19 protein-coding genes and 1 riboswitch are annotated in these 25,562 nt (G+C 56.8%); of the genes, 11 read left to right on the plus strand and 8 right to left on the minus strand.

Annotated elements, in window-relative coordinates:
* The first annotated feature begins 54 nt into the window (after positions 1-54).
* The 5 genes from M5M_RS06415 (at position 55) to M5M_RS06435 (ending at position 4,539) form a co-directional block, all read left to right on the plus strand.
* Positions 55-1,485, plus strand: coding sequence for an alpha/beta hydrolase (locus M5M_RS06415; protein WP_042454954.1), 1,431 nt, complete (start codon positions 55-57; stop codon positions 1,483-1,485).
* A gap of 8 nt (positions 1,486-1,493) precedes the next feature.
* Entirely contained in the window at positions 1,494-2,228 is a 735-nt protein-coding gene (locus M5M_RS06420) for an ABC transporter ATP-binding protein (protein WP_015046664.1), read from the plus strand.
* A complete protein-coding gene (locus M5M_RS06425) occupies positions 2,225-3,391 on the plus strand; it encodes an ABC transporter permease (RefSeq protein ID WP_015046665.1) in 1,167 nt (388 codons plus the stop codon). The genes M5M_RS06420 and M5M_RS06425 overlap by 4 nt, the downstream gene beginning before the upstream one ends.
* A 57-nt stretch (positions 3,392-3,448) precedes the next feature.
* Positions 3,449-3,877 (plus strand): DUF1801 domain-containing protein, encoded by a 429-nt coding sequence (locus M5M_RS06430; RefSeq protein WP_015046666.1) that lies wholly within the window; start codon positions 3,449-3,451, stop codon positions 3,875-3,877.
* A gap of 49 nt (positions 3,878-3,926) precedes the next feature.
* Positions 3,927-4,041, plus strand: a riboswitch (SAM-I-IV-variant riboswitch).
* 147 nt (positions 4,042-4,188) lie between these two features.
* Positions 4,189-4,539: a hypothetical protein gene (locus M5M_RS06435; RefSeq protein ID WP_015046667.1), complete on the plus strand. Its 351-nt coding sequence runs from the start codon at positions 4,189-4,191 to the stop codon at positions 4,537-4,539.
* Between the two features lie 12 nt (positions 4,540-4,551).
* Here M5M_RS06435 and M5M_RS06440 read toward each other — a convergent pair whose 3' ends face one another.
* From M5M_RS06440 to M5M_RS06465, 6 genes are all read right to left on the minus strand, one after another.
* Positions 4,552-7,014, minus strand: a complete 2,463-nt coding sequence (locus tag M5M_RS06440) for a TonB-dependent receptor plug domain-containing protein (RefSeq protein WP_015046668.1) — start codon at positions 7,012-7,014, stop codon at positions 4,552-4,554.
* A 202-nt stretch (positions 7,015-7,216) separates the two neighbouring features.
* Positions 7,217-9,742 (minus strand): TonB-dependent receptor plug domain-containing protein, encoded by a 2,526-nt coding sequence (locus tag M5M_RS06445; protein WP_024330175.1) that lies wholly within the window; start codon positions 9,740-9,742, stop codon positions 7,217-7,219.
* Between the two features lie 220 nt (positions 9,743-9,962).
* Complete coding sequence (locus M5M_RS19390) at positions 9,963-12,779, minus strand: TonB-dependent receptor (RefSeq protein WP_052329303.1); 2,817 nt, start codon at positions 12,777-12,779, stop codon at positions 9,963-9,965.
* A gap of 10 nt (positions 12,780-12,789) precedes the next feature.
* Complete coding sequence (locus tag M5M_RS06455; RefSeq protein ID WP_015046671.1) at positions 12,790-13,770, minus strand: FecR family protein; 981 nt, start codon at positions 13,768-13,770, stop codon at positions 12,790-12,792.
* 31 nt (positions 13,771-13,801) lie between these two features.
* A complete protein-coding gene (locus M5M_RS06460) occupies positions 13,802-14,377 on the minus strand; it encodes an RNA polymerase sigma factor (protein ID WP_144062403.1) in 576 nt (191 codons plus the stop codon).
* 169 nt (positions 14,378-14,546) lie between these two features.
* Complete coding sequence (locus M5M_RS06465) at positions 14,547-15,440, minus strand: LysR substrate-binding domain-containing protein (protein WP_015046673.1); 894 nt, start codon at positions 15,438-15,440, stop codon at positions 14,547-14,549.
* A gap of 151 nt (positions 15,441-15,591) precedes the next feature.
* Here M5M_RS06465 and M5M_RS06470 point away from each other — a divergent pair, with 151 nt between their 5' ends.
* The 5 genes from M5M_RS06470 to M5M_RS06490 all read left to right on the plus strand — a co-directional run bounded on the left by M5M_RS06470 (position 15,592) and on the right by M5M_RS06490 (position 22,326).
* Entirely contained in the window at positions 15,592-17,004 is a 1,413-nt protein-coding gene (locus tag M5M_RS06470; RefSeq protein WP_015046674.1) for an aldehyde dehydrogenase family protein, read from the plus strand.
* Between the two features lie 567 nt (positions 17,005-17,571).
* Positions 17,572-18,090, plus strand: coding sequence for a hemerythrin domain-containing protein (locus tag M5M_RS06475; RefSeq protein ID WP_015046675.1), 519 nt, complete (start codon positions 17,572-17,574; stop codon positions 18,088-18,090).
* 245 nt (positions 18,091-18,335) lie between these two features.
* A complete protein-coding gene (locus M5M_RS06480) occupies positions 18,336-20,357 on the plus strand; it encodes an FAD-dependent oxidoreductase (protein WP_081640117.1) in 2,022 nt (673 codons plus the stop codon).
* A gap of 9 nt (positions 20,358-20,366) precedes the next feature.
* The gene (locus tag M5M_RS06485) at positions 20,367-21,731 is read left to right on the plus strand and encodes an ammonia-forming cytochrome c nitrite reductase subunit c552 (RefSeq protein WP_015046678.1); all 1,365 of its coding nucleotides are present in this window, start codon (positions 20,367-20,369) and stop codon (positions 21,729-21,731) included.
* A gap of 40 nt (positions 21,732-21,771) precedes the next feature.
* The gene (locus M5M_RS06490) at positions 21,772-22,326 is read left to right on the plus strand and encodes a Tll0287-like domain-containing protein (RefSeq protein ID WP_015046679.1); all 555 of its coding nucleotides are present in this window, start codon (positions 21,772-21,774) and stop codon (positions 22,324-22,326) included.
* Positions 22,327-22,385: 59 nt separating this feature from the next.
* Here M5M_RS06490 and nhaD read toward each other — a convergent pair whose 3' ends face one another.
* Positions 22,386-23,630, minus strand: a complete 1,245-nt coding sequence (nhaD, locus tag M5M_RS06495; protein WP_015046680.1) for a sodium:proton antiporter NhaD — start codon at positions 23,628-23,630, stop codon at positions 22,386-22,388.
* A gap of 190 nt (positions 23,631-23,820) precedes the next feature.
* On the opposite strand from nhaD, the gene M5M_RS06500 reads away from it, so the two are divergent.
* Positions 23,821-24,243, plus strand: coding sequence for a DUF6491 family protein (locus tag M5M_RS06500; protein ID WP_015046681.1), 423 nt, complete (start codon positions 23,821-23,823; stop codon positions 24,241-24,243).
* A gap of 86 nt (positions 24,244-24,329) precedes the next feature.
* On the opposite strand, the gene M5M_RS06505 is transcribed toward M5M_RS06500, so the two are convergent.
* Positions 24,330-25,514, minus strand: a complete 1,185-nt coding sequence (locus M5M_RS06505) for a glycine C-acetyltransferase (RefSeq protein ID WP_015046682.1) — start codon at positions 25,512-25,514, stop codon at positions 24,330-24,332.
* Between the last annotated feature and the right edge of the window lie 48 nt (positions 25,515-25,562).

The raw sequence follows: 25,562 nt of genomic DNA on the forward strand, positions 1-25,562 counted from the left end.
CCAAGGCCCGCATTGTTATGATGCGGGCAGATTTAACCCAAGCCGGAGTAACAGGTGGTAAGGAAAACCAACCCTTGGCTGGCCATGGCATTCGCCGCGCTCAGTCTCACCAGTATTGGCGCACCCGCGTCCGCACTGGAAAAAACCGATTGCCATTTGCGTGGCCTGCCCGACAAAGCCGAATGCTTCAGTCTGATCCGGCCTGAAGATCCCGCCAATCCCAATGGCAAAACCTTTAACCTGCACGCCGCCCGCGTACCCGCTCTGACGCCGAGCAAAGCCGAGCCTCTGGTGTTTCTGGCCGGCGGTCCCGGTCAGTCCGCTATCGAAGTGGGCGGCATGGTAACCCAGGCCTTGCGTCCGCTGCTGGCAGACCGCGATCTGGTGTTTCTGGAACAGCGCGGCACCGGCGACAGTAACGGCTTCAATTGCGTTACCGACGATGAAGACCCCTACGCGGACCTCTTTGCCGAAGCCGATCTGGAGGCCATGACGCGCGCGTGTCTCGACGCCTTTGACGGCGATCCGCAACATTACAACACCCCCAATGCCATCGACGACTTTGCCGCCATGGTGCAGGCATTGGGCTATGACAAGGTGCACGTATACGGCGGCTCCTACGGCACCCGCGCCGCGCTGGTATTCATGCGCGCGCACCCGCAGTTAATCCGCAGTGTAATTCTGGACAGCATGGCGCCAGTGCAAACCGTCGTGGGCCCGTTTGCCAATCACGGCCACCGCGCCCTGACCTTATTATTTGACGAGTGCGAAGCCAACCCCGGCTGCAACACAACGCACCCGCAACTGCGCGACAACTTCTGGGCACTTTGGGCGCGTGCAGGCGAGGCACCCATCGATGTGACCGTCACCCACCCGACCACCTTTGCACCGCAGCGGCTGCGTCTGGATCAGACCAAACTGTTTCATTTGGTGATTAACTTTCTGTATTCACAGCAGCAGCGCCAGCTGTTACCCGTGGCCATCGACGCCGCGGCAGACAATAATTTTGCACCGCTGGCCGGGTTGATGGCGGCCGTCTCCGGTGGCCAGGGTCTGTATCACGGCCTGACCACCAATATTGTGTGCAATGAAGACATCCGCCGGCAAGCACCCGCGGCCGAGGAAACCCGCACGCCGTTTGGCGATGTGTCGCTCAGTATGTGGCAACGCATGTGCGAACACTGGCCCGCGTATCGCCTGGATGACGCGCATTTCGAACCGGTGGCGAGTGATCTGCCGGTGCTGGCATTGTCTGGCCGGTTGGACCCGGTCACACCGCCAGCCTGGGGCGAAGAAACCGTGGCGAGCCTCAGCAACGCCCAGCATCTGGTGGCCGACAACGCCGCTCATATTGTTGGCTTGAAAGGCTGTGGCCCGAAATTGATCCAGGCATTTCTGCGTGCGCCCGGTGCGCCGCTCGACAATGCCGACTGCCTGGCAGAACTGCCCGGCGTTCACTTCATGCTCAACCAGAATAATCACTGAGGCACGGCATGCTGAAAGTTGAATCACTGACCAAACATTTCGGCCAGGTCTGCGCGCTCGATAACATGAGTTTCGATGCCGCCGACGGCCAGATCACCGGCATCCTCGGGCCCAATGGCGCCGGTAAAACCACGGCCCTGCGCGTGCTCTACGGGTTGCTCAAAAGTGAAACCGGCAACGCCTGGGTAGATAACATCAATGTTGCAGAAAAAGCCCTGGATGCACGTCGCCAATTGGGCGTATTCCCGGATAAATTCGGCCTGTACGAACGCCTGACCTGCTTTGAACAAATCCAGTATTTTGCCGGCCTGCACGGCCTAAACGGTGCGGCGGGTAAAGCCGCAACCCGGCACATTATTGAACAGCTCGGTCTGGACGATATTGCCCACCGCCGCACCCAGGGCTTCTCCCAGGGCCAGCGTATGAAAGTGGTGTTGGCGCAGGCGCTGGTGCACCAACCCAAAAATCTGGTGCTGGATGAACCCACCCGCGGCCTGGATGTGATGAGTACCCGCATCCTGCGCGAACAATTACGCGCGCTAAAAAACGCTGGTCATTGCATCCTGTTTTCCAGCCACGTGATGCAAGAGGTGGCAGCACTGTGTGACAAAGTGATTGTCGTCGCGCGCGGTAAAGTCATTGCCGAAGGCACGCCCGCGCAGCTGTGCGAACAAACAGGCGAAGCCCAATTGGAAGATGCGTTTGTGGCGCTGATTGGCTCCGACGAGGGAATTGCAGCATGAATCCGGTTTTCCAGACCCTGCTCACCAAAGAGTTACGCGAAGCCCTGCGCGATAAGCGCGCACTCATGGGCGCGCTGCTGTACGCATTTTTTGGCCCCTTAGTATTGGCGGCCGCGCTCAATATGGCGATTACCAATCAGGAAGAAGCCACGGACATGTTCATTGCTATAGACGGCGCCGCGCACGCGCCGGTACTGGTGGCAAAGCTGGCCGAGCAAGGCATTCTGCCGCTGAACGATACCCCGACGGAGGCCGAGAAACGCTGGGCGACCGATCCCATCCGGCTTTCCATTCCGGCTGATTACAAAGAAAAACTGGATCGGGCCGAGTCGGTTGATCTGGTTCTCACCATCAACCAGGCCGACAAAAACCGCCAGGCGGCCAACAGCCGGGTGAAAGCGGCACTGCAAAACTACGCCAATGAACTCGCCACCTACCGGCTGGTGTTGCGCGGCGTCGACCCGCACCTGCTGCAGCCCTATAAAGTGGAGGTTCAGGATCAGGCCAGTGCCCAGGAAAAAAGCGGCATGATCATGGGCATGCTGAGTGTATTTGTGTTGATGAGCGTGTTTGTTTCCAGCACCAGTTTGGCGATTGATGCCTCTGCCGGTGAGCGCGAACGCAATGCGCTGGAATTGATTCTGACCCAACCCATCACCACCACCCAATTGGTGCTGGCCAAACTCACGGCGGTATCCTTACTGGGCAGTTTTGGCGCCCTGCTCACCTTGTGCGTGACCTCGGTGGTGATGGGCTTTGTGCCGTTGACCAAACTCGGCATCGGTTTTGCGCTCACGCCCATGACTATTGCAACCATCATGCTGGCCATGATTCCGCTCGCGCTGTTCGCTGCGGCCTTTCAGTTGTTCTGCGCATTCCAGGCGCGCAGCTTCAAGGAAGCACAGTCGTATATCTCTCTCACCATCATGCTGCCGCTGACGATTCCGTTCGCCATCCAGTTCATGACCCACAAACCCGACTGGGTGGATTGGGTACCGGTAGCCACCCAGAGCCAACTGATTGAATCCATCGCCAAAGGTCAGGCCATGGAACCGGTCGCTATCATTGCCGGCGCACTGCTGACACTGCTACTGACCGGCCTGCTCGCCGCCTGGATGACCCGCACGCTGAAATCGGAAAAGGCCATTCTGGCGCTGGGCTGATGGAACTTTTTACACGGTTTTTGGTCTGTTTTCAGTAGCAGGCAGGGAGACGATGGCATGAGCGAAATCAAAACCCGCCCCACCCGGGCGAGCGTAAACGCGTTTATCGCGGCCGTTGAACACCCTACCCGCCGGGCCGACTGCGAGCAGTTGCTACCCCTGTATGAGCGGATCACCGGCTGCAAGGCCGTGATGTGGGGCGAGGCCATTGTGGGCTTTGATCAGTACCTTTACACCCCCAGCAAAGGCAAGGCCAGCTACCCCTGGATGGTCACCGGTTTTTCCCCGCGCAAACAAAACCTGACGTTGTATTTCATGAATGGCTTCTCTCGCTACGGTGATCTGCTGGCAACGCTGGGCAAGCACAAGACCTCGGTGTCCTGCCTGTACATCAACAAACTGGCCGATGTGGACCTGGCGGTGCTGGAATCACTGATTACCCGGTCGGTAGCCGATATGCGTGCCGGTCACACCTGTTCAGCGTAATTTTGTGTTATTTTGGTCTTGACGTGGGAAAACACCGGCCGTAAAGTGCGCCCCACATCAAGAGAGTGGCTGACGCCAACGCCAACCTGCCCGCCCGGCAAGGTGGTACCCGCAAGATTGCGGGATGCGGTTCCGGTACTACCGGAGCAATTAAGGGGTGCGATTGCCTGAGTCCATTCAGCAGTCCCCAACGTCAGCCCTCAGCGAAGAGGGTTTTTTTATGCGTGACGCTTTATCCACTGTCGAATTCCGAATGTGCCGCTGCAATCCAACGGCACCGTTTATCTGTTCACTTTAATTCGGAATTCGCAATGACACTCAGCACTGTCCAGACCCTGAATAACAGCATCACCGATCATTTCATCAGCGCCAACCACCCGTTTTTCGGCGTGCGCGCCAGCCATTGCCATACCCTGCTCAAGCGCAGTAACTGGCAACAAAAAGGCGTGCTGGAAGGCAATCAGTATATTTTTGTGGGCGCGGCGTTTCAGGCCAAAGGCCGCATCAAGGGCTACTGCATCAACCATTGGTGTCTCGACACCCGACGCTTTGTGAGCCAGTCCTTTGTTACCGATCTCAACCTGGCGCTGGTACTGGCAAACAGTCTGGCCCAGGGCTTGCGAATGTCCCGCTCACACCTGAATCAACCCATGGCAGCCTGAGCCGCCACCGCGTCAGAATTGCCAGGTAGCGCGCAAGTAGTACTCCCGACCTGCCAGTGAAAACGGAAAGGTGGTCCAACCGTAGTTAAAACCCAACTCGGTAAACGGAAAGCCGTCTTCACCCCAGGTGTCGGGTCGGGTATCCAGCACATTGAGCACGCCACCAGCCAATACCCAGTGCGCACCCAACGCCCATTGGGCGGTGAGATCAAACAGGGTTTTGGCAGACCAGGTATGTTGTGGCGTGCCATAGCTGGCACTCGTTACCGGACCATAATAATTCGCGCGCCCGGTAACCCGCCAGGCGTCACGACTGTAATTGAGCGCCACTATGCCCCGCTCACGGGGTTGGGCACGGGTGAGTAACAGCGCCTGGCTGTCATCAAATACCCAGCTGTCGGGCACGATGCTTGAACTGGTATTTATCTGATCGATGCGGGTATTGTTCAGGTGCAGGCTGGCCTCCAACACCAAGGTTGCGCCCGCGTCGAGATCAAACCCCCATTCATTGACCCAGTCCAAACCCGTCGTGCGCGTATCCACCGCGTTGGTGAATACGCTGACATTGCGCACGCCATCCAGCGCCTCACCCGGGCCGTCGTAGCGATCAAAAAACTGATCTACCGGATGAACGGGATCACCGGTGCGACTGATATTGCCCGAGTACACTACCCGGTCGGCGATGTCGATCGAGTACCAATCCAGCGAGCTGGTCCAGCGCGCGCCGGTGTAGGTCAGCCCCACACTGAAGTTCTGCGAGGTTTCTTCCCGTAAGGGCTTGAAGCCCAACTCAGCCGCCAGCGCATCATTCGGACGCAGCGTCACCAGATCTGCCAGTTCACCGTTGTCGAGCGAAATGGAACGCTGGGTAAACCAGGCCTGCTGCATGCCCGGTGCGCGAAACCCACTGGACCAGGCCGCGCGCAAAGCCAGCGCGTCGGTTAAGTCGTAGCGGCCAGTTAATTTGCCGTTGGTCGCACCGCCAAAATCATCAAAGTGTTCATAGCGCAAAGCTGCCCCCATGTGCAGACGATCGCTCAACTCGAATTCGACATCGCCATACACGGCCTGACTATCGCGGCTTGCGCTGATGGCCATGTCGGGGCTGTAGCCCTGAAAACCCTGCATGCCCGGCGCGGTGATACCCACCTGCGCACCGCTGCCGTTATCAAAACTGCAGGTCAACGGGTCCTTGCCGGGATCGTTGCTGTTGACAAAATTCTCGTCACACAGCGTATCACCGCGCGCATAGGAGACCTCATCGCCGGCTTGTTGCTTGAAGCGGTCAGTGCGCACCTCGGCACCCAAGGCAACCGACACATTGCCGAACCGGCCCAACTCCATGCCCCGCACAGCATCGATATTAAAAAGCTGCTGTTGATTAATCAGCGCACCGTCATAAGCCCGGGTGGGACCGTCCGGGCCGTAGGAGGCATTGAGCGAGCGCAGGTTGGAAAAGGCAATCCGGTTCTGCCCCCAGACGTAACTCAAATCCATATCCCAGTCCGATACCAGCCAGCGATAACCCAATGCAAACGAGCGATCCTCTGTATCCGTGCCCAACTCGGGAGTGACACCGTCGGGGTACAGTGCAGTCCAGACCCGGCCATCATCCGGCCCGCGAAAAAATCCGAGCGATTCACCCCGCTTTTCACTGAAACCGCCAAAGCTGTAAAGGCTGCCTGTGCCCAGTGGCAGACTGGCGTTGAACCAGAGGTTGTGGCTGGTGACGTCGGGCTCGCCCACTAAGACCAATTGGCGCGTCACCGGGCTGGCACCAAACCAATCGGAGGGCGACGCCCGGTTGAGCGACCCGGCATCCACGTACTCGTAGGTGACGTTCACGTGCCCGCCCTCAGCCAGCGCCCGCCCCCAATGACCACCGGCTTTATAGGTGGTGCCATCGCCTTCGGCCGTGGTCCGGTACTGGCCCCAGAGGTTGGCGCCGTCGGCATCCTTGAGCACAATATTGATGACGCCGGCAATGGCATCCGACCCATACTGGGCAGCCGCGCCATCGCGCAAAATCTCCACCCGTTTAATGGCACTGAGCGGTATCGCGCTCAGATCGGTACCGGCCGAGCCGCGACCCACATTTTCCTGCACCGCCACCAGGGCGAATTGATGCCGGCGTTTGCCGTTGACCAGCACCAGCACCTGATCCGGCGCCAGGCTACGCAAGGTCGCCGGCCTCATCACATCCTGACCGTCGGATGTGGTGGTGTTATTCATGTTGAACGAAGGCGCAAGCTTGCGCAGCATGTCTGCCGTATCCACCGCGCCCGAATTCACAATGGCCCGCTCAGAGATCACATCCACAGGCACCAGTGAATCTGTCACTGTGCGTCCACTGGCGCGGGTGCCGATGGAAATAATTTCCTCTATATCAAAGCCTTGCTGCTCTTGTGCCTGCAATTGACCGGCACTCAAAACAAGTAACGATGGCAATAACAGCGCGAGTGAATGGCCTTTCACCGGTCTTACTCCTTAGGCGGTTATCTTTTTACTATAGACGCCGGACAGCGGGTTATCGGGAAAAGCGTGGGTGGCGGTATGCGCACTTGGCATTCATTACTTGCAACAGAATCAGAACACCGGGATGCTACCCGCATCGGCATTTTCAAGCAGACATAAAAAAAGCGCTCCGGAGAGCGCTTCAAGAGGACTAAGAAACCAATCAGAACTCGTAGCTTGCCTTCAGGTAGTAGAAACCACCGCCAATGCCATAGGGTGAGGTCTCGTAGTAGATACCGCCCAGTACACTGTCTTCTTCACCGACGATAGAGCCATCGATTTTGGTGCCGCGCTCGTCAAACAAGTTTGACACGCCAGCGGTGAAAGACAGTTCATCAGTGGCCTGGAAGCTGGCTTCCAGATCCATGGTGAAGGCACTGCCGACCATTTCGCCGAACCAATCCGCATGCACACCTACGTATTCACCGTAGTAGTTGATGCGGGCAAATGCACTGAGTCTGTCCCAGTTCTGCGCCATGGTGAAAGAACCCCGGTGCTCGGGCAGACCGCTTTCCAGACGAATCGCTTTACAGATTTCGCCTTGATCGTTCACAAAGGAACCACCACACGTGGTATCACCGCCCACCACTTCGGTTTGGTTCCAGTTGTACGCCAGACTGAAATCAGTTCCACCACCAAACCACTCGGCACCGTAGGTCGCTACGATATCCAGACCAGTGGTCTTGGTGTCGAAGTCGTTGGCAAAGTAGTTGATCTGGCCAATCAGCTCAGGGTTGGGCACACCGGCCGCCGCCATCGCTGCGCGCTGGGCGGCTGTTGGCGTGGCGTTATCGGTTAACGCAATGCGATCGGTCACTTCGATATAGTACATATCGGCAGTCACTTCGAAGGCATCCAGCGTAAACACCAGACCGGTACCGAAGTTAATGGACTCTTCCGGTGTCAGCGCCGCTTCACCCAGCTTGGTAGCGGGCAAGGTTTGCGCCTGGGTTAACTGACCGCCCACAATAGAGGTCTGGGTGTTGACCACAGAAGCCTGACCCAGGGTCGGCGCGCGGAAGCCGGTGCTGTGCGAACCACGCCAGGCAAGTGTATCGGTCAGCTGCCAGTTGAAGGCGATCTTGTAGTTCAGGGTATCGCCAAAGGAGCTGAAGTTTTCATACCGCAGAGCACCGCCCAGCAGGAATGAATCGGTCAGTTGGCTTTCCAGGTCGGCGTAGAGCGCGTAGTTGCTGCGCGAAGAGGTACCGGCAGAATCGATGGAGAAACCGGCAAAGCCGTGTGAGCCGATGTTAAAGCCCTGATCTGCCAGTTGGCCAACCTGCCAGGACTGGCCTTCACCCGCGACAATTTCGAAAGATTCGTGACGCCATTCGTAACCCAGAGCAACACTCAGCTCGTCGTATTGGCGCTGCATATCGAAGTTAAAAGTGGTTTCCTGCTGGATATACGCACCGGTATCGAAATTGCGCTTGGAATCCGGACCGAAGGACGGGTTGATGGTGTTGTTCAAACCGAACTCGGCGGCGTTACGACCAAAACTACCGCTCATGTCAAAGTTCCAGCCCTCGAGCATGGACAGCTCGCCACGGCGGCCGGCGGTGAATGAGGAGTCGGTGATGTTACCCACGAAGCGCGGGGTGTAACCGCCTGGAATCATTTTGTTGAACACGAAACAGTTGTCATCGTCCAGCAAGCCAGAGTTGACCATATCGGAGCCGTCATCTACCGGCGTTGTGCGGTAAGCATCACAGCTGGCGGCATTGCCATCCAGCGCACCCACCAGGCGGTTGCCGTCACCGTCGGTATAGACACCAGAACGGCCATTGGGATTACGGAAGTAGAATCCGCCATCCACTTTACGATTGGAGAAGTTACCGAAGGCGTAGATTTCTGTACCGTCTTTCAGATCGATACCGAAGTTGGCAAACAGGGTTATGTCATCATCGATAATGGGTGAGCCCCAGATCTGCGCAGGATCAGCGACCGCCGAGTTACCGGCATCAATCAATGCTTGCGCATCGGGACGCTGAACGGAACGGGAGGTATCGTCAGCATTTTTATACTGGAAGCTCAGGTTCAGGAAACCGGTATCGGTCATGGCCATACCGTAGTTACCTGCGAAGGTGGTGGTCTGGCCATCGCCTTCAAAATATTCGCCGGCTTTGATCTGGAAAGAGCCGCCTTCGGCGTCGTCTTTCAATACAAAGTTCATCACACCGGCAATGGCGTCCGAACCGTACTGGGCGGCCGCGCCGTCACGCAGCACTTCCACTTGTTTCAGGGCGATGCTGGGAATGACAGAAATATCCGGGCCCTGGGCACCATCGTTCAGACCACCGCCCTGGAAGGCGATCACCGAGGCACGATGACGGCGCTTGCCGTTCAACAGGATCAAGGTGGAGTCAGAAGACAAACCGCGCATGTTTACCGGCCGGATCATGGACGCGGCATCACTGATGGGCTGGTCGTGCACGTTGAACGAAGGCACAGAGCCTTTCAACATATCCAACATGTCACTGGTTCCGGTTTTCGCCATGTCGCGCGTGTTGATCACATCAACCGGCACCGGCGATTCGGTCACTGAACGGGGTTTGGTACGGGTACCTACCGTTACCACCTCTTCCAGCAATTCAAGATCATCGGACTGCGCCATAGCCAGGGGGGCGCCCAGGCTACCCGCTAAAGCGACAACGGAAAGCGACGTCAAAAGCGTCTTTGGTCTCATAGTATCTCTCCCAGTGAGATGTAGTTATTAGCGTAGGGGGTGATATACCCGTTATTGAGCATAGCCCGCCTCTACCCGCACTACGGATCAGACATTCAATTCCGCTATGGAAAATTAACTTTCCACCAGAAAAAGTTATATGGAGAGAAAAACAACACTAAAGACAGGATAAATAAATCGCCATTGACGACAGATTAAAACAAACATCCTAAATAACGCTTCACCAGCGATATTCGGTACGCACGTAGTAAAAAGCGCCATTGATTCCGTAGGGGGAGGCTTCCCAGGGGTATTGAAAACTGCCCCCGGTAATTTCCGATAACAGACTGTTACTTGCCAGACGTTTGGGATAAGTATTGAGCAGATTACTGCCACCCAGTGCCAGCGTAACGCCCCAACCAAACTGGTAAGAAATGTCGGCATCCAACAACCAGGCCTGGCCGGATTTATGGTATTGCGGTTTATCATCCGGCACGGGCAAACCCAGACCAGCCTCAGTGAAATAGCTGGTCTTCACGCTGCCATAGCGATTGATCCGGCCGCTGAAAGCCCAGCCGGCAAATTGCCAGTCGTAACTGAGCGTGATGCGGCGCCGGGGCTGGCCGGTTTCCACCAACATCACCTGCGCCGGAGAAAATAACCGGGCGGGATCAATGTTTTCCGATGCATGCAAACGGGTGATCTCGGTCTGGTTTTTGTGTCCCAGTAACGCCAGCTGGCTGCGCCCCCAATCCGATTCCCATTGATAGCGCACAACCAGATCGGCACCGGTGACAGTGCTGTCGTAGGCGTTATAAAGAAATTGCACCGCGCCGATGTTGTGCGCCTGCAACGCGAGTGCATCACGCAAGTGACAGTTTTCCACACAGCTATCCGGCTCTGCCGCGATCACATCGCTCATCGCCACCGCATCGCGCAGATGAATCCGGAACCAATCGAGACTCACCAGCCAATCCTGCGCCGGCGTCCACACCCAGCCGGTACTCAGGTGGCGGGAGCGCTCGGGCTTGAGCCCGTCAAAACCAAGCGCAAGCAACGCCGGGTTGCCCTGGGCGGCGTGCAGGGTGTTGGTGAGCACGTCGGCGCCGATGTTGGTGATCACATGGGTAAACGACTGTTGATTGAGTCCCGGCGCACGAAACCCCGATGACACAGCCATGCGCCAATACAGGGATTCAACCATGCGCCAGCTGGCCGCCAATTTACCGGTAACGTTGCGACCTTCATCGGTCACGCTTTCCCAGCGCGAGGCCAGCGTGAGATTGAGCGCGGGATTAATCGATAATTCCGCCTCGCCATAAAAGGCTGCCGATTCCCGGTGCTCTGACACCGCCAACCGGTAACCCGGAAATGCCTGCATTCCGGCCGGCGCCCGGCTGCGGGGCTGGCCATCTGCGCACACATTGCCCGTCTCTTCGGGACACGGGTCGAGCGGACTCGAAATAAAAATACTGAAATCATCCTGCGGACCATAGGCGTAAGAAGCAAAATCACCGCGGGAAATTCGGTAGCGCTCGCGTCGCCATTCGCTGCCCACGGTCAGCAATACTTCATCGAGCAGGTCGGTCGGCACCGGGCCGCTGGCCATTGCCCCGACCTGCCGCAACTGGTACGCCAACTCGCCATTATCTGCCGCGCGTGGGCTCGACTCACCCAGCGACACATTGACCGAATAATCCGTGCCTTGCAGAAAGCGGTTTTCGCCTTGGCTTGCGGACACATCCACCAGCCAACCTTCGCCCAGCATCCACTCAAGCCCGAGCGTGAACGCATCGTCTTCGGTGCGTGTGGTTTGCAAGGGCAGAAAGCCTTCCGGGTCGAGCGCCGGTACATAGCGCGAACTCACCGCCGGCTGGCCCGCCTGCGCACCGGCAGCGCGATAAAAACCGGCCGACAATCCCTGCCGGCGCGAACTGCCGCCAAACGCATACACCTCGGCCAGGTCAGACAGAGCCCATTGCCCATTGGCAAACAACGTCCAGCTTTGCTGCTCGGCATCGCCAATCCGCATACTGGTGCGCGGTGGCGTAAAACGACTGTCGGGACCGGCGCGGTTGGTGGCGGCCCGATCCTGACCTTCGAAGGTGACGAACAGGCTCGCATCTGAACCCAGATCGCTGCCGCCTGCGACACTGGCAATGAGCGACTGACCATCGCCCTCGCCGGTCAAGCCGTATTGGGCATTCACCACCGGCGCCTGCTCACCCCGCTTCAATTGCAGGTTCAACACGCCGGCAATGGCATCACTGCCGTACTGGGCGCTGGCGCCGTCCCGCAGCACCTCCACCTCGATAGCGGCGGTGGGCACGGCGTTCATGTCCACACCGGACGAGCCCCGCCCCACCACCTGCTGAATATTAATCTGGGCCTGATGGTGACGGCGCTTACCATCCACCATCACCAGTAACTGATCGGGGTTCATTCCGCGCAACGTGGCTGGCCGGACCAGATCGGCGCCGTCACTGACCATGGTGCGGGAAAAGTTGAAAGACGGCACCTGCATCTGCAACTGCTCGCCCAGCGACGCCGGCGCAGACCGCTCCAACGCCGCGCCCTGCACCACATCCACCGGCACGGTAGAGTGCAACCAGCGCCGGTTGCGGGAGCGGGTACCGATGGTGACCAGCTCCTCCATCAATTGTTGTTGGGCTGGCGCCTGACGCGGCACGCGGGAAACGGTCGGCGCCGGGGCCGGCTTGGGTGGCATCGTTTTCTGGATCGCTGCCGGCTCCACCACATACACACCGCTGCTCAATTGGCGCAGCCGGAGCGGCTGCCCTTCCAACAACGCGCGCAACGCCTGTTCGGGGTCGTCGTTGACGGCCAGCACCGTCCGGGTCTCCAGCCCTTCCAGTAACTCGGGCCGGAACACCAGCTTGATCGCCGGCCAGCGCTCGGCAACATCCAACAGCGCGTCCGCCAGCGGTTGTGACGGTGCCTGACGCGGGTCGGCATGCACGGCAGTCAACGGCAGCAACAGACACAGCGCCAACACAATTCGCGAGGCGCCGAGAATGGTTTGCCGGAATGGATGCACTGGGGATGCGCTATTGCGAGGCCTGTTCAGACGCCGGGTACAGCAGCGAGAACCAAGGCGTTATCTGGACCACCTCTACACCGAAGCCCGCTTTCAACATGGCAAGTGCACTGCCGGTATCGCCGGCGTTAAAGGCGCCGCCTACGCGCACCGCGCTCAGGCTGCCGTCGGCAATGTACATTTTGTGGTGGGAAAAGCGGTTCATTTCGTTGACGAATTCAGCCAAAGCCACATTGCTGAAGTAGAGGCGGTGTTCACGCCAGGCCAACACCTGACTCACTTCCTCGGCACTGCGCTCCGTCACCGGACTCAGTTTCTGGCCCATTTGCACGGACTGGTTTGCAGTGATCTGCAACAACGCCGGCGAGGTTTTTGCCTGCACCGCCACAACCCCTTCTTCCACCACCACCTGATGCTGATCACCCGTGGTTTTAACCGCGTATGCCGTGCCCACCGCGCGGGCGTCGCCATACTCGGTGTGTACGGTAAAAGGCCGGTCCGGGTTATGCGCCACGCGCACAAACACTTCACCGGAGTGCAGGATAATGCGGCGCGCAGCGTCCGTGTATTCCACGTCGAGGCCGGTGCCGGCATTCATCACCAATTCACTGCCGTCTTCCAACTGAATGGTCCGGATTTCACCGGTACCGGTCCGATATTCCGGCAACATGACAAAGACAGCCAACAGCAATGCCGCGGCGGTGGCGAACAAAGGCGCGAGCCAGGGTTTTGACTGCCTGGGTTGATCCAGCGCCACAGTAGCACGCACGGGCAGGCTTTGCAGACCGGGCTCGCGCGCCAGCGCTTGCGCCATCTGTGTGACCCTCTGCGAATCGGTGCGCGCGCGCGCGAAGGCCTGGCGATGACGGGCATCGGCCTCTAACCACTGCCGCAACAGGGTCTGATCATTAGCCGATAAACCGTCGGTCTGACGCTCTGCCCAAATGGCGGCCTGCTGTTCCAGGTCTTCGCTGTGAATCTGAAGAATCATTACTGCTGTCTACTGTATTGCTCTGTGCGGCTCACCTATCGGCACGCTGGTCATTAACGGCGCCGCGCACAAAGGCGCTACAGGCTTTCATGCCTGCTGCCACATGTTTCTCTACTGTACTTACGGATATGCCGAGCTTTTCCGCAATAGCTTTCTGGCTCATCTGGTGAATTTTCCGCATCACGAACACCCGCCGGCATTGGGGCGGCAGCTGCTCAATGGCCTGCCCAAGCAACGCCAGCTCGCGTTCGCTCACCAGGGCTTGCTCCGGATTGGGCAAAGGCGCCAGCAGGTCATCCACATCCACGTCGGGATCGCAATCACTGACCTTCCGATGCCGCACCTTGTCGATAACCAGGTTGCGGGCGATGGTGGTCAACAGGGCTTTGGCGCGCACTGGGTCGACTTTTTCCGCATTGCGATGGAAGCGTTCGAACACCTCCTGCATCAGATCGGCCAGATCGCAGGGGGCAACGTTGCGGGCGCGCAGATATTGCATCAGGTAGCGTCGATGCTGTTCAAACAGGTCGGCCACTATGGCCTGGGCATCAGGACAACATGTCGGATTTCCGGCACCTGAACCCGCTACGGGTGTCAGTTGGGGCACGTGTCTTTATCTCTCGTAACTGCTGTTGTTATTAATTTTCATTGCAGTGGCGGCTCTGTTTATTGACCTGGGGCTGTTTCTGCCAAGGTCGGTGGCCGCTGTTTCAGCGTCTTGTGCGCGTTAATTCAGGCGCCAGACCGGGTCAGATTACCACGGCCGTACCAGCGGTTCACGTCTTTTTAACCAAGGAAACCATCCACTCACGGAATGCCTCAGCACCGCTGCTGGCCAGCGTATCCGCCTCCGACAGCAGGTAGTAGCCGCCTTCACACGCCAGGCGCTGGCCCAATTGGACCAGATCGCCGGCGCCAATCCGGTCGGCCACGAAGTACCAGGGCAGTATGGCCACACCCATACCCTGCAGCGCGGCCTGCAGCAGCAACGGGAAGTTTTCCAGCCGTTGCCCGGGCATCTGCCGGATGGCCGAATCCACCATGCCGTGCGCGCGCCACCAGGTCTCCGAACTCGATTCCGGGCTCTTGTGGTGTAACAGCGGGTATCGCTTGAGATCTTCCGCTCCCGATACCGGCCCCGCTTTCGCCACCAACGCCGGACTGGCCACTGCCACCAGCTCATCCCCCATCAGGTAGTCAACCTGATACCCGGGCCAGTCGCCCCGGCCAAACAATACCAGCAGGTCGCAACCGGGATGCCGTTGGTAGAGTTTATGAATATCCGTCATCAGATGAATACTGATATCGGGGAATTGATCGGTAAACGCCGGCAACTGCGGCAATAACCAATGACCGGCCAGCGCGGGCTCAATGCCAAGCACCAGACTTTCGCCTGGCCGGTACAGGCGGAATTCCTCCACCGCCTGCGCCAACAAATCGAGCACCGGCGAGATTTGCTGGTGGAAACGGGCACCCGCCTGAGTCAGCACCAGGCGTTGACGCACCCGCTCAAATAAAGGCCGGCCCAGCAGGTCTTCCAATTGTTTGATTTGCCGGCTGACCGCGCTCTGGGTCAGGCAAAGCTGTTCGGCAGCACGGGTCACATTGCCATGCTCCACAGCGGCAATAAAGCATTGCAGGCTCGCGGTCGACGGTAACTGGCCTTTCACTGACCCTCCAACTTGATGCGTTTTAGGAATAGGTTTTCAAGACTAATTCCTTTTTAATTCCAACGCCAGCAGGCTATTCTGACTGCTTTGGGGCATACCCCCGCCGCCATCCACTGCGGTAGGCTTGTGGCAGAACTGAATGAGGTCAGCAATGAAAATATTCGATAGCTTTTACATAAACGGCCAATGGCAGAAAGCCCAGGGTAAAGACCGCTGGGCTGTGATCAACCCCGCCACCGAAATGGTGATAGCCCAGGTACCCATGGGTAACAGCGCTGACGTGGATGCGGCCGTCGCCGCCGCCAAAGCCGCCTTCCCGGCCTGGTCCACTACCTCCGCCGCAGAACGCGAACGCCTGATAAACCGCGTGGCTGACCTGATGACCGAGCGCGAGGATGATTTATGCGACGCAGTCAGTCAGGCCATGGGCTGCCCCCGCCACCTGACACCGGGCTTACAGGTCAAGGGCCCCACCGGTGCCATGCGCGGTTTTGCCGCGCGCGCACACCAGATGGAAGAGGTAAAAGAAGCCGGCAATTCGTTGATCGTTAAAGAGCCCGTGGGTGTGTGCGGATTCATCAACCCCTGGAACTACCCGCTGCACCAATTTGTGGGCAAAGTCGCCCCCGCACTCGCGGCCGGCTGCACACTGGTGATCAAACCGTCGGAACAGACACCGCTGCAGGATCTGATCATGGCCGAGATCATGCACGAAGCAGGCATTCCCGCCGGCGTATTCAATCTGGTGATTGGTTCCGGTCCGGACGTAGGTGCTGCAATCAGCGCACACCCGGATATCGACATGGTGAGCTTCACCGGCAGCACCCGGGCCGGCAAACTGATTGCGAAATCTGCCGCCGATACGGTCAAGCGCGTGACTCAGGAATTGGGAGGCAAGTCGGCCTACATCATCACCGAAGACGCCGACCTGGAAGCCGCCGTGAAATACGGTGTGGAAGACGTGATGATCAACACGGGGCAAACCTGCACCGCGCTCACACGCATGCTGGTACCAACGTCCCGTTATAAAGAGGCGCAAGCGCTGGCAAAAACCCACGCTGAAAGCCTTGAAGTGGGCAGCGGTGAACACGCCTTTGTCGGCCCCATGTCATCCGCGCGACAAAAAGCGACGGTACTGTCGTACATTGAAAAAGGTATCGAAGAAGGCGCCACGCTGCTCACCGGCGGCACCGACATGCCATCACACCTGAGCAAAGGCTTTTACGTAAAGCCTACAATTTTTGCCGACGTGAATAATCAAATGACCATCGCGCGGGAAGAAATTTTCGGCCCCGTCCTGGTGATGATTCCGTACACCGATATCGATGATGCAGTTGCCATCGCCAACGACACACCTTACGGATTGTCGAGCGGTGTCTACGCCAAAGACCGGGATAGCGGCATTGCCATCGCCCGGCGACTGCGCGCTGGCCAATGCTATGTAAACGGTGGCGGCTTCAATTATCTGGCGCCGTTTGGCGGCTACAAGCAATCGGGCAATGGCCGCGAGTTTGGCGACGAAGGCATGCACGAGTTCATTGAAATCAAAGCCATGCAGCTCTGATCCGCTAAAAAAATACGGTCATGCCCCATAAAAAAACCACACACACTGTGTGGTTTTTTTATGGGCAAACCTTAAAACTGCAAACCTTTATGCCTTTTTGGTACCAGCGAACCAAAGATAATGCCAGACCGCGAATAGAAATAAGTAGTTGGTATAAATTTTAACCGGCACTCGACAAAAAAGACTAAAAATTCCCCAATAACCTTACAAAAAGCACATATATTTACTGAGGGGCTGGTCCTACTCGGAAAGTCGCACGTTTCAACAATTTGGCGCGTAAATCTTTTTAAGCATCACCCGTTCACACGCCAAACCTTGCAACTCGTCCGTTTGTAGTAACTAATCCCACTGTTTGTTAATGGTTTTTTATGAGGCGTATCACACATTTCAATTTGGATGGGTATACTCCACGCTTGCACAAACCGTCGTTGGCAGATAATGTCACGTCGGTGTTTAACTTAGTACACCAGCACTAACAGGGATAGCGACGGTTCTGGGATTTGGAAATCTGTGGTGGTTTTGTGCAAGGCAGTTCATAAAAACAAGACACACTTAAGGTAGCTATCTATGTTTGGATTTATTTCCGATTTCTTTTCCGGGCGTGAAAAAGACGCTCCAGCTCCCGAGCTGGCCCAAGCACCCAAGCCCGGCGCCACCACCATTGCTTACGACCCCAACCTCATAGCGGCGCTTGAAGCGGATCACTCCAAGCTTGTAGAGCTCTATGGAAAAATGTGGGACGAGGGCTTCGAGAAGAAAAACTACGTCAAACTCTCGCGCATCCTGGCTGAGTTCAAATCTCTGTTCCAAGGACACCTGCTCAAAGAAAACGTCAGGTTTTATGTTTACCTGGAGCAAAGTCTGGGCAAAGACAAGCACACGCTTGCGGTGGTGAAAGAGTTCCGTACAGACATGAACGACATCGCGAATGCCGTGATCGGCTTTTGTAAACGCTACAGCAAAGGCGCGTTTACCTCGGCGATGGAAGCCCAGTTCAAGAAAGATTACACCGCGGTGGGCGAAGCGCTCACGCGCAGGGTTCAGTCGGAAGAGCGCGATCTCTACTCGCTGTACCAACCCTCCTGATTGACACCACGCGGACGATGCCCTTCACGGGCGTCTTCCGTAGAAGAAAGAAGTCAACAGAGGGATTTGGCAGACTGCCAGTTTAAAAGAAGGGAAGCACGCGCGATGGTTTTGCAACACCAGGCCTAAGGTGTTGTTGTAGTTTATTTTCGCGTGTTTAAGGCCGCACTGGATTGAACCGGCGCAGCTTACCCGGGACAGCCGCGACTGTTCGGTTAACGGTTAATCACTTTCCAGTGAGGACAATGAATACTCGTTCAGGTATCGAACCCAGGCCTTCGCCAGACAACAATAATTGCACGAACGCCAGTTCCAGCACTCATGTGCAAGCCAAACACCAGTCACTGATTGTGATTGGCAGCGGCCCTGTTGGTATTCGCGCCGCGCGCATGCTGGCCGGTCAGAACCCATCCCATCGCGTTACCGTTTTTGGTGAAGAGCCCCACGCCCCCTACAACCGAGTGCAATTGTCATTGTATTTGTCGGGCGAAGTCGGGCGCGACTCAATCAATATAGGCGAGCGCAGCGAGACGTCAACCAATACCCAGGAACAATGGGTCAACAGCCGGATTGTCGAGATAGACCGACGCCAGAAGCGCGTGGTGGATGAAAACCACAAAAGCTGGCCATACGATATTCTGGTCATTGCCACGGGCTCGACGGCGGTAGTGCCGGACATACCCGGTATCGATCTGGAAAACGTGCTCAGGTTCCGTACCCTGGCAGACACCGAGTCCTTGCTCGAACGCAAAGAGCAGAGCCACGGCGTTTTTGTTATCGGTTCGGGTCCGCTGGGCATCGAAGCTGCACTCGGCATGAAGACCCGGGAAAACCGCGTATTTCTGCAGGCTCGCAATTACCTGTTAGACCCGTCTCTGGATAAACGCGCCCAGGAAATTCTCGCCGACAGTCTGGAAACTGCCGGGGTTCATGTGCTGCAGGGTGATCCGATCACCCATATCAAAGGCCAGGATGGCAAGGTTATTGGCGTACAGCTGGAAAGCGGCAAGCTGATCGAGTGCGACACCGTGGTGTACTGTACCGGGGTCACACCCAATACCGGCCTTGCCAAAGACGCCGGCCTCGAAACCGCGCGTGGCATCCTCGTTAACGACGTCATGCAAACCAGCGATCCCGCCATTTATGCGGTGGGCGAATGCGCCGAGCACGGCGGCCAGACGTATGGCGTGGTAGCCCCCGGTTTCGAACAAGTCAGCCCCATGAGCACTCACGTGTCCGGCTTTGCCATGCCCTACAAAGGCTCACCCGGCAACATCCAACTGAAATTCGGCAGTCAGCCCAGTGCGCTTATTGGCGATGTGAATAATCCGCACGCCCGCTCCTATGTCTATGCCAATCGACTGAAAGGCATCTACCGAAAGCTGTTTGTCATCAACCAACGACTGATTGGCTACATACACATTGGCAGGTGGGACGAGCTACCCAGCCTGCAAGAATTCCTCACCACCGAACAAAAAATCAAAACCCGCTCACTGCTGCAATTCGACAAGTCCGGCAACCTTTGGCGCGACAGTGCCCAAAAACACGTCAAGGATCAACCGGACGACTACATTGTGTGCCTGTGTGAAAGCGTCACCCGTGGCACCCTGACCTCTGCCATGGAAGGCGGTAACCGCACCATGGAAAGCTTATGTGGCGCCACCAAAGCCGGTGTGACCTGTGGCTCCTGCAAACCTTTGTTGGCGCAACTGCTGGATGCACCCGCCCCCAACCTGGTCATGCGCCACTACAAACCCATCTACTGGTTTTCGGTTGTTGCCATCGTATTGATGGCCATGACGGTGCTGTTTAAGCCCATTGGCATCGGTGAAAGCGCACAAGTGACCTGGCAACTGGAAAAACTCTGGTTCGACAATTTCTGGAAACAAGTGAGCGGTTACACCCTGCTGGCACTGAGCCTGCTGGCCGCAGGACTTTCAATCCGCAAGCGCTGGAAAAAGCTCAATGTTGGCCATCTGGACGACTGGCGTTATGTCCATTCCATTATCGGCGTCATTGCGCTGGCCGTGTTGATGATTCACACCGGATTGCGGATGGGCAATAACCTGAATTTCGTTTTGATGGCCGTGTTTCTGGCTGCCACGCTGACCGGCTCTTTGGTGGGTGTGTTTATGGCGCGCAATCACCATTGGACAGACTTGAAACTGCGCCAACACCGTACCTGGTGGTCGAGGGTACATTACACCCTGTTATGGATGTTGCCGGCGCTCCTGGGGTATCACATTTTTGCGGTTTACTATTTCTAACAATAATTCATGAACTACCAATTTAAATTCTGGCACTACGGCCTTGTGATCACCGCCATACTTTCGCTGCTTCTGGGCTACAACCTCTGGCAGGGTGATAAGCGCTTGTTCATTTCCGGCCCGCCCACCCATGGACACCATCAGATTGAATTGGCCTGTGACAGCTGCCACGGTGGACCATTTGCCGATCGGGCCGTCATGCAAACCGCGTGCGAGTCCTGCCACCTGGAAGAATTGAACAAGTTCAGCGATTCACACCCGCAAGCCAAATTCACCGACCCACGCAATGCCGAGCTGCTGTCTCACCTGGACGCGACCCAGTGCGTGACCTGCCATCGGGAACACAAACCGGAAATCACCCGCGACTACGGCGTCACACTGGCAAAGGATTTCTGCGCGCACTGCCATCAGGATATCGCGCAAGAGCGCCCAAGCCATACCGAATTCGGGTTTGAAACCTGCACCAATTCAGGCTGCCACAACTACCACGACAATACTGCCCTGTATGAAAATTTCCTGCGCAAACACACCAAAGATCCCTGGCTGCTGAAGCGCAGCAAGTGGCCCGAACGCTCGGGTCTGGCCCAATGGTTGAAGAAAAATAAAAACACCCCACCACTCACGCCCGCCCAACACGATGGTCAAACGCTTAACCTGGATGAGCGCGAGGATATCGTAGCACTCTGGGCCGACAGCCATCATGCTGTTGCCCAGGTTAATTGTTCCGACTGTCATCAGAACGATGAAGGTAAAACCCGTACCGGGCTGGACCTGAATCTGAACAGCTGCGGCCAATGCCATGAAAAACAAACCGAACGTTTTACCCAAGGTAAACACGGCATGCGCCTTGCAAAGACATTGGGTGAAACGCTCACCCCCATGAGCCCAGCGATGGCAATCCGTCCCATGCATTCCGATGTACATAGCGCCGAACTCAATTGCAGCAGCTGCCACCAGCCGCACAAGACAGACCTGACGTTTGCCGCAGTTGATGCCTGCCTGGGCTGCCACAATGACGACCACAGCAATAACTTTCTGAGCAGCAGCCACGGCCAGCTGTGGACACAATTTGTGGCCGGCGACAAAAATGAAAAAGAAGCGGTCAGCTGCGCCACCTGCCACATGCCACGCATCAAAAAAGGGCGCAACGTGGTGGTGGAGCACAACCAAAGCGCAACGCTACAGCCCAACAGCAAAATGTTACGCAGCGTGTGCGGCAACTGCCACGGCGTGGAGTTTTCTATGGCGGCGTTGGCTGACAAGGCGTTAATAGACGCCAACTTTTCGGAAAAACCGGAGCCCCATCACACCAGCATGGACCTGGTAAGGGACAGAATTGAGCAACGACGCAAAATGCGCGAAGCGAAAGAATAAAAAAACACCCACTTCTTCACCACGAAAAGGAGGCAGTACCATGAAGAAAGGTTTACTAGGCGCCACATTGGCGATCACCACGCTGGGTGCCGCTGCGACGCAGGCAGAAATCACGCCGCAACGCATGGCCGATGCAATCTACGCTGTCATTGAGTCCGACCGGGCGGTTTACACTCGCCACGTGGTCAACCGTTTGCAGAATGAGGAGGAGGTCATCACTGCCGACGAACACTGGAAAGAAGAGCAAGCACTGCCACTGCCCGCACAGATGTTGCGCATGGGCGCCGAGGGCGTCGCCAAAAAGAACGCCGGCTTTACCTATGCCCTGCTCTCGCTTTGGCCCATTAACAAGCAAAATGCCCCGAAAACCCCAATGGAGAAAGAGGGCCTGGAGTTTGTCAACGCCAACAAGGGCAAGAACTTTTACGGCACCGAAGAATTGGGTGGCAAAAAGTACTTCACAGCGGTGTATGCAGACATGGCCGTTTCCGAAGCGTGCACCAAGTGCCACAACGATCACATCGACAGCCCGAAAACCGATTTTAAACTCGGCGACATCATGGGCGGTGTCGTCATGCGGATTCCGCTGGACTAAATTTTCCCGGTGAATTCAAGCCGCCGCAACGGCGGCTTTTTTCAACGCAAAGATCCGCATCACCCGCCCAGAAACACCGACCCTACCCAGAAGCTCAGCCAGTAGCCCACGCTGTAGGCCACTAACAGATAGCCGAACATGGTGAGGTAACTGAGAAAATTCAATTCTTTCACTTTGCTCATTGCAATAATGCCAGCGGCCGAGCCGATAATCAGCAACGACCCACCCACGCCGGTCGCGTAGGTGAGCGACAACCAGGCCGCTTCGGTCATCGCCACATCGGTTTTCAGCAGTGCCGCGGTCAGGGGCACATTATCAATCAATGCCGATGCAAGCCCCATCAGATAGTTGGCATAGCGTGGTGCCATGGCATCGTAGATACTGACCAGCTCGTTCAGTACACCGATTTCCTTCAGCATACCCACAATGAGCAGCACCCCCAGGAAGAACAGCAAGGTATCAAACTCGATCTCGCGGATGTAGTGCATGATGTTGCGGTTGGTTTTGCGCATCAGGTATTGCGCAATCAGGAACATACAGCTCAAACCGAACAGGAAGGTCAGTACCGGCGGCACCTGGAAAGCGGCATTGAGCCCCAGTGTGGCAAAAATGGTCGCGACAAACACGCCGGCGATGATCACATCAGTGGCATCAATGGGTCGGATTTCGGCATCAAATTTCACCCGCCCGCGCATTCTCACACCCAGCATGGCCGCCAAGACCACCACGCCGCACAGCGAGGGCAGAATCAGCAACAGCAAATCCACAATAGTGACTTTGCCGGCCAGGAAGATCATCAGGGTAGTCACGTCACCGGTAATCAGCGATACGCCGCCGCTGTTGACAGCAAACACCACCAGGGTGGCGTACTTCAGACGTTTGCGCACGGCAATTTTCAGGTTAGTGATGACCGCCAGGGTGACCAGCGTGGCGGTGACGTTATCGGCAAAGGAGGAAAAGATGAACGCAAACGCGCCCAGAATCACCATCAGCGTGCGCTCGTGCAATTCGTTGGGCAGAATCCGCTGCACCAGCGCAGACACAAATCCCTGACTATTGAGATACGCCACAAAGGTCATGGCTGCCATCAGGAATAACCACAAGGTGGCAATTTCCAACAGGTTTTCATTCAGCTGCAGGGTGGTTTCCTCTGCGCTGGCGCCGTGAAGGGGAAAAATATAGGCCAGCAGCCAGCACAAAGTGCCGATAAACAGCGTGGATTTAGCCTTATTAATGTGAATAACTTCTTCGAATACCACCAGCAGGAAAGCCAGCACAGCCAACCCGATTATCACAGTGTCCATATTGCCCCCAATGCTAATGGCGGCGGATTCTACTCCTCCGGACCCGGCGCACCAACCCTTAGGAACCTATGAAATCGTATGCGCACGGCCATCTGCTCACCCGACTGTATGAGCGGCTGACTACTCCCATAGGGTTAGCGCGGGAACTTATTGCCCACCGGGGCATCCAACAGGCAAGGAGGACATCATAATGAAACAACTGACTCTGGGTATTATCGCCCTGCTCGCATCCATGATGGTGATGGCCAATAACGGCAGGCCCGACTACCAATTCGATGAATTCAAGTCCATCGACAGCTTCAGAAGCAGCGACATTAAAGGCTGGGGCCGCATCAACGATCAGGTACTGACCGTCAGCGCTGGCGCCAACAAACGTTACCTGCTGGTACTAACCCGGCCCGACAGAGATATCGCGTTCAGCCACGCCATCGGGGTCACTTCCAATGCTGGCCGGGTCATGGCCAGATTCGATGGTGTTTACGCTGGCAACGCCAATATCCGGGTCAAAATCCCGATCAAATACATCTACGAGATTAAAGGCAAAGACCAGTTTGAACAGGCCCGGGCGCTGGTGGAAGAGCGGGCGTTGGCGGCGAAAAGCGCCGGGGAATAAGCCGATACCATTCACCTAGAACGTGCCACCCTGCCGGCATCCATAAAAAAACCCCGCTAAGCGGGGTTTTTTATTCGGTGGGTGATTTACAACCCCAACTCAGCTTTCGCCTCGCCAAAGGCCTTTATCGCATGATCCAGTTCGGCGCGGGTCATGGCGGCGGACATCTGGGTGCGGATACGGGCTTTGCCCTTGGGTACTACCGGGAAAGAGAAGGCAATCACATACACGCCCTTCTCCAGCATTTTCTCCGCCAGCGCAGCCGCTTTTTTCGCGTCGTACAACATTACCGGCACGATCGCGTGTTCACCGGGCAACAGATCAAAGCCATGTTTTTCCAAACCGGCACGGAAGTAGGCGGTGTTGTCTTTCAGCTGCTGGCGCAGGGCATCGTTTTGCACCAACTCCATTGCTTTTAATGCACCCGCTACCACGGGTGGCGCTACGGTGTTGGAAAACAAGTAAGGGCGCGAGCGCTGGCGCAGCATGTCGACAATTTCCTTGCGCGCGCTGGTGAAGCCGCCAGACGATCCGCCCAATGCCTTGCCGAGCGTACCGGTAATAATATCCACCCGGCCCATCACACCGCAGTGTTCGTGCGAGCCCTTGCCGTGTTCGCCCACAAAACCCGTGGCATGGGAGTCGTCCACGTGAACAATGGCGTTGTACTTTTCCGCCAGGTCACACACGGCCTGCAGGTTGGCGATGTAACCGTCCATGGAAAACACGCCGTCGGTGCTGATCAGCTTGAAGCGGGCGCCGGCCTTGTCGGCGGCTTGTAACTGGGCTTCCAGATCGGCCATGTCGCTGTTTTTAAAGCGGTAGCGCTGGGCTTTACACAGCCGCACGCCGTCGATAATGGAGGCGTGATTCAGCTCATCGGAAATGATCGCGTCTTCTGCGGTGAGCAACGTTTCAAACAAGCCGCCATTGGCATCAAAACAGCTGGGGTAAAGAATGGTGTCTTCCATGCCCAGGAACGTACTGATTTTTTGCTCGAGCTGCTTGTGCAAGGATTGGGTGCCGCAAATAAACCGCACACTGGCCATGCCGTAGCCCCACTTTGCCAGGCCTTCGGCACAAGCAGTTTGTATTTCCGGGTGCTGGGCCAGCCCCAGGTAGTTGTTTGCGCAGAAATTCAGCACCTGCTTGCCATTCACCTGAATGCTGGCGCCCTGCGGGCCTTCGATCTGACGCTCGGATTTATACAAGCCAGCGTCTTTGATTTCGTCCAGCTGAGCCTGTAAATGTTGTTGGAAGTTGCCGTACATAAAAAAGTTCCTAGTTGCTAATCGCTAGTGACTAGAGAAAGCCTGTTA

Origin of the sequence: Simiduia agarivorans SA1 = DSM 21679, assembly GCF_000305785.2 — a bacterium.
Classification (GTDB): Bacteria; Pseudomonadota; Gammaproteobacteria; order Pseudomonadales; family Cellvibrionaceae; genus Simiduia; species Simiduia agarivorans.

What these genes read in the sequence shown, in the direction of transcription:
- M5M_RS06425 (WP_015046665.1), top strand. Translation starts at nt 2,225, where the DNA reads ATGAATCCGGTTTTCCAGACCCTGCTCACCAAAGAGTTACGCGAAGCC.
- M5M_RS06455 (WP_015046671.1), bottom strand. Translation starts at nt 13,770, where the DNA reads ATGATTCTTCAGATTCACAGCGAAGACCTGGAACAGCAGGCCGCCATT.
- M5M_RS06490 (WP_015046679.1), top strand. Translation starts at nt 21,772, where the DNA reads ATGAAGAAAGGTTTACTAGGCGCCACATTGGCGATCACCACGCTGGGT.
- M5M_RS06485 (WP_015046678.1), top strand. Translation starts at nt 20,367, where the DNA reads ATGAACTACCAATTTAAATTCTGGCACTACGGCCTTGTGATCACCGCC.
- nhaD (WP_015046680.1), bottom strand. Translation starts at nt 23,630, where the DNA reads ATGGACACTGTGATAATCGGGTTGGCTGTGCTGGCTTTCCTGCTGGTG.
- M5M_RS06475 (WP_015046675.1), top strand. Translation starts at nt 17,572, where the DNA reads ATGTTTGGATTTATTTCCGATTTCTTTTCCGGGCGTGAAAAAGACGCT.
- M5M_RS06445 (WP_024330175.1), bottom strand. Translation starts at nt 9,742, where the DNA reads ATGAGACCAAAGACGCTTTTGACGTCGCTTTCCGTTGTCGCTTTAGCG.
- M5M_RS06470 (WP_015046674.1), top strand. Translation starts at nt 15,592, where the DNA reads ATGAAAATATTCGATAGCTTTTACATAAACGGCCAATGGCAGAAAGCC.
- M5M_RS06500 (WP_015046681.1), top strand. Translation starts at nt 23,821, where the DNA reads ATGAAACAACTGACTCTGGGTATTATCGCCCTGCTCGCATCCATGATG.
- M5M_RS06435 (WP_015046667.1), top strand. Translation starts at nt 4,189, where the DNA reads ATGACACTCAGCACTGTCCAGACCCTGAATAACAGCATCACCGATCAT.
- M5M_RS06420 (WP_015046664.1), top strand. Translation starts at nt 1,494, where the DNA reads ATGCTGAAAGTTGAATCACTGACCAAACATTTCGGCCAGGTCTGCGCG.
- M5M_RS06480 (WP_081640117.1), top strand. Translation starts at nt 18,336, where the DNA reads ATGAATACTCGTTCAGGTATCGAACCCAGGCCTTCGCCAGACAACAAT.
- M5M_RS06505 (WP_015046682.1), bottom strand. Translation starts at nt 25,514, where the DNA reads ATGTACGGCAACTTCCAACAACATTTACAGGCTCAGCTGGACGAAATC.
- M5M_RS06430 (WP_015046666.1), top strand. Translation starts at nt 3,449, where the DNA reads ATGAGCGAAATCAAAACCCGCCCCACCCGGGCGAGCGTAAACGCGTTT.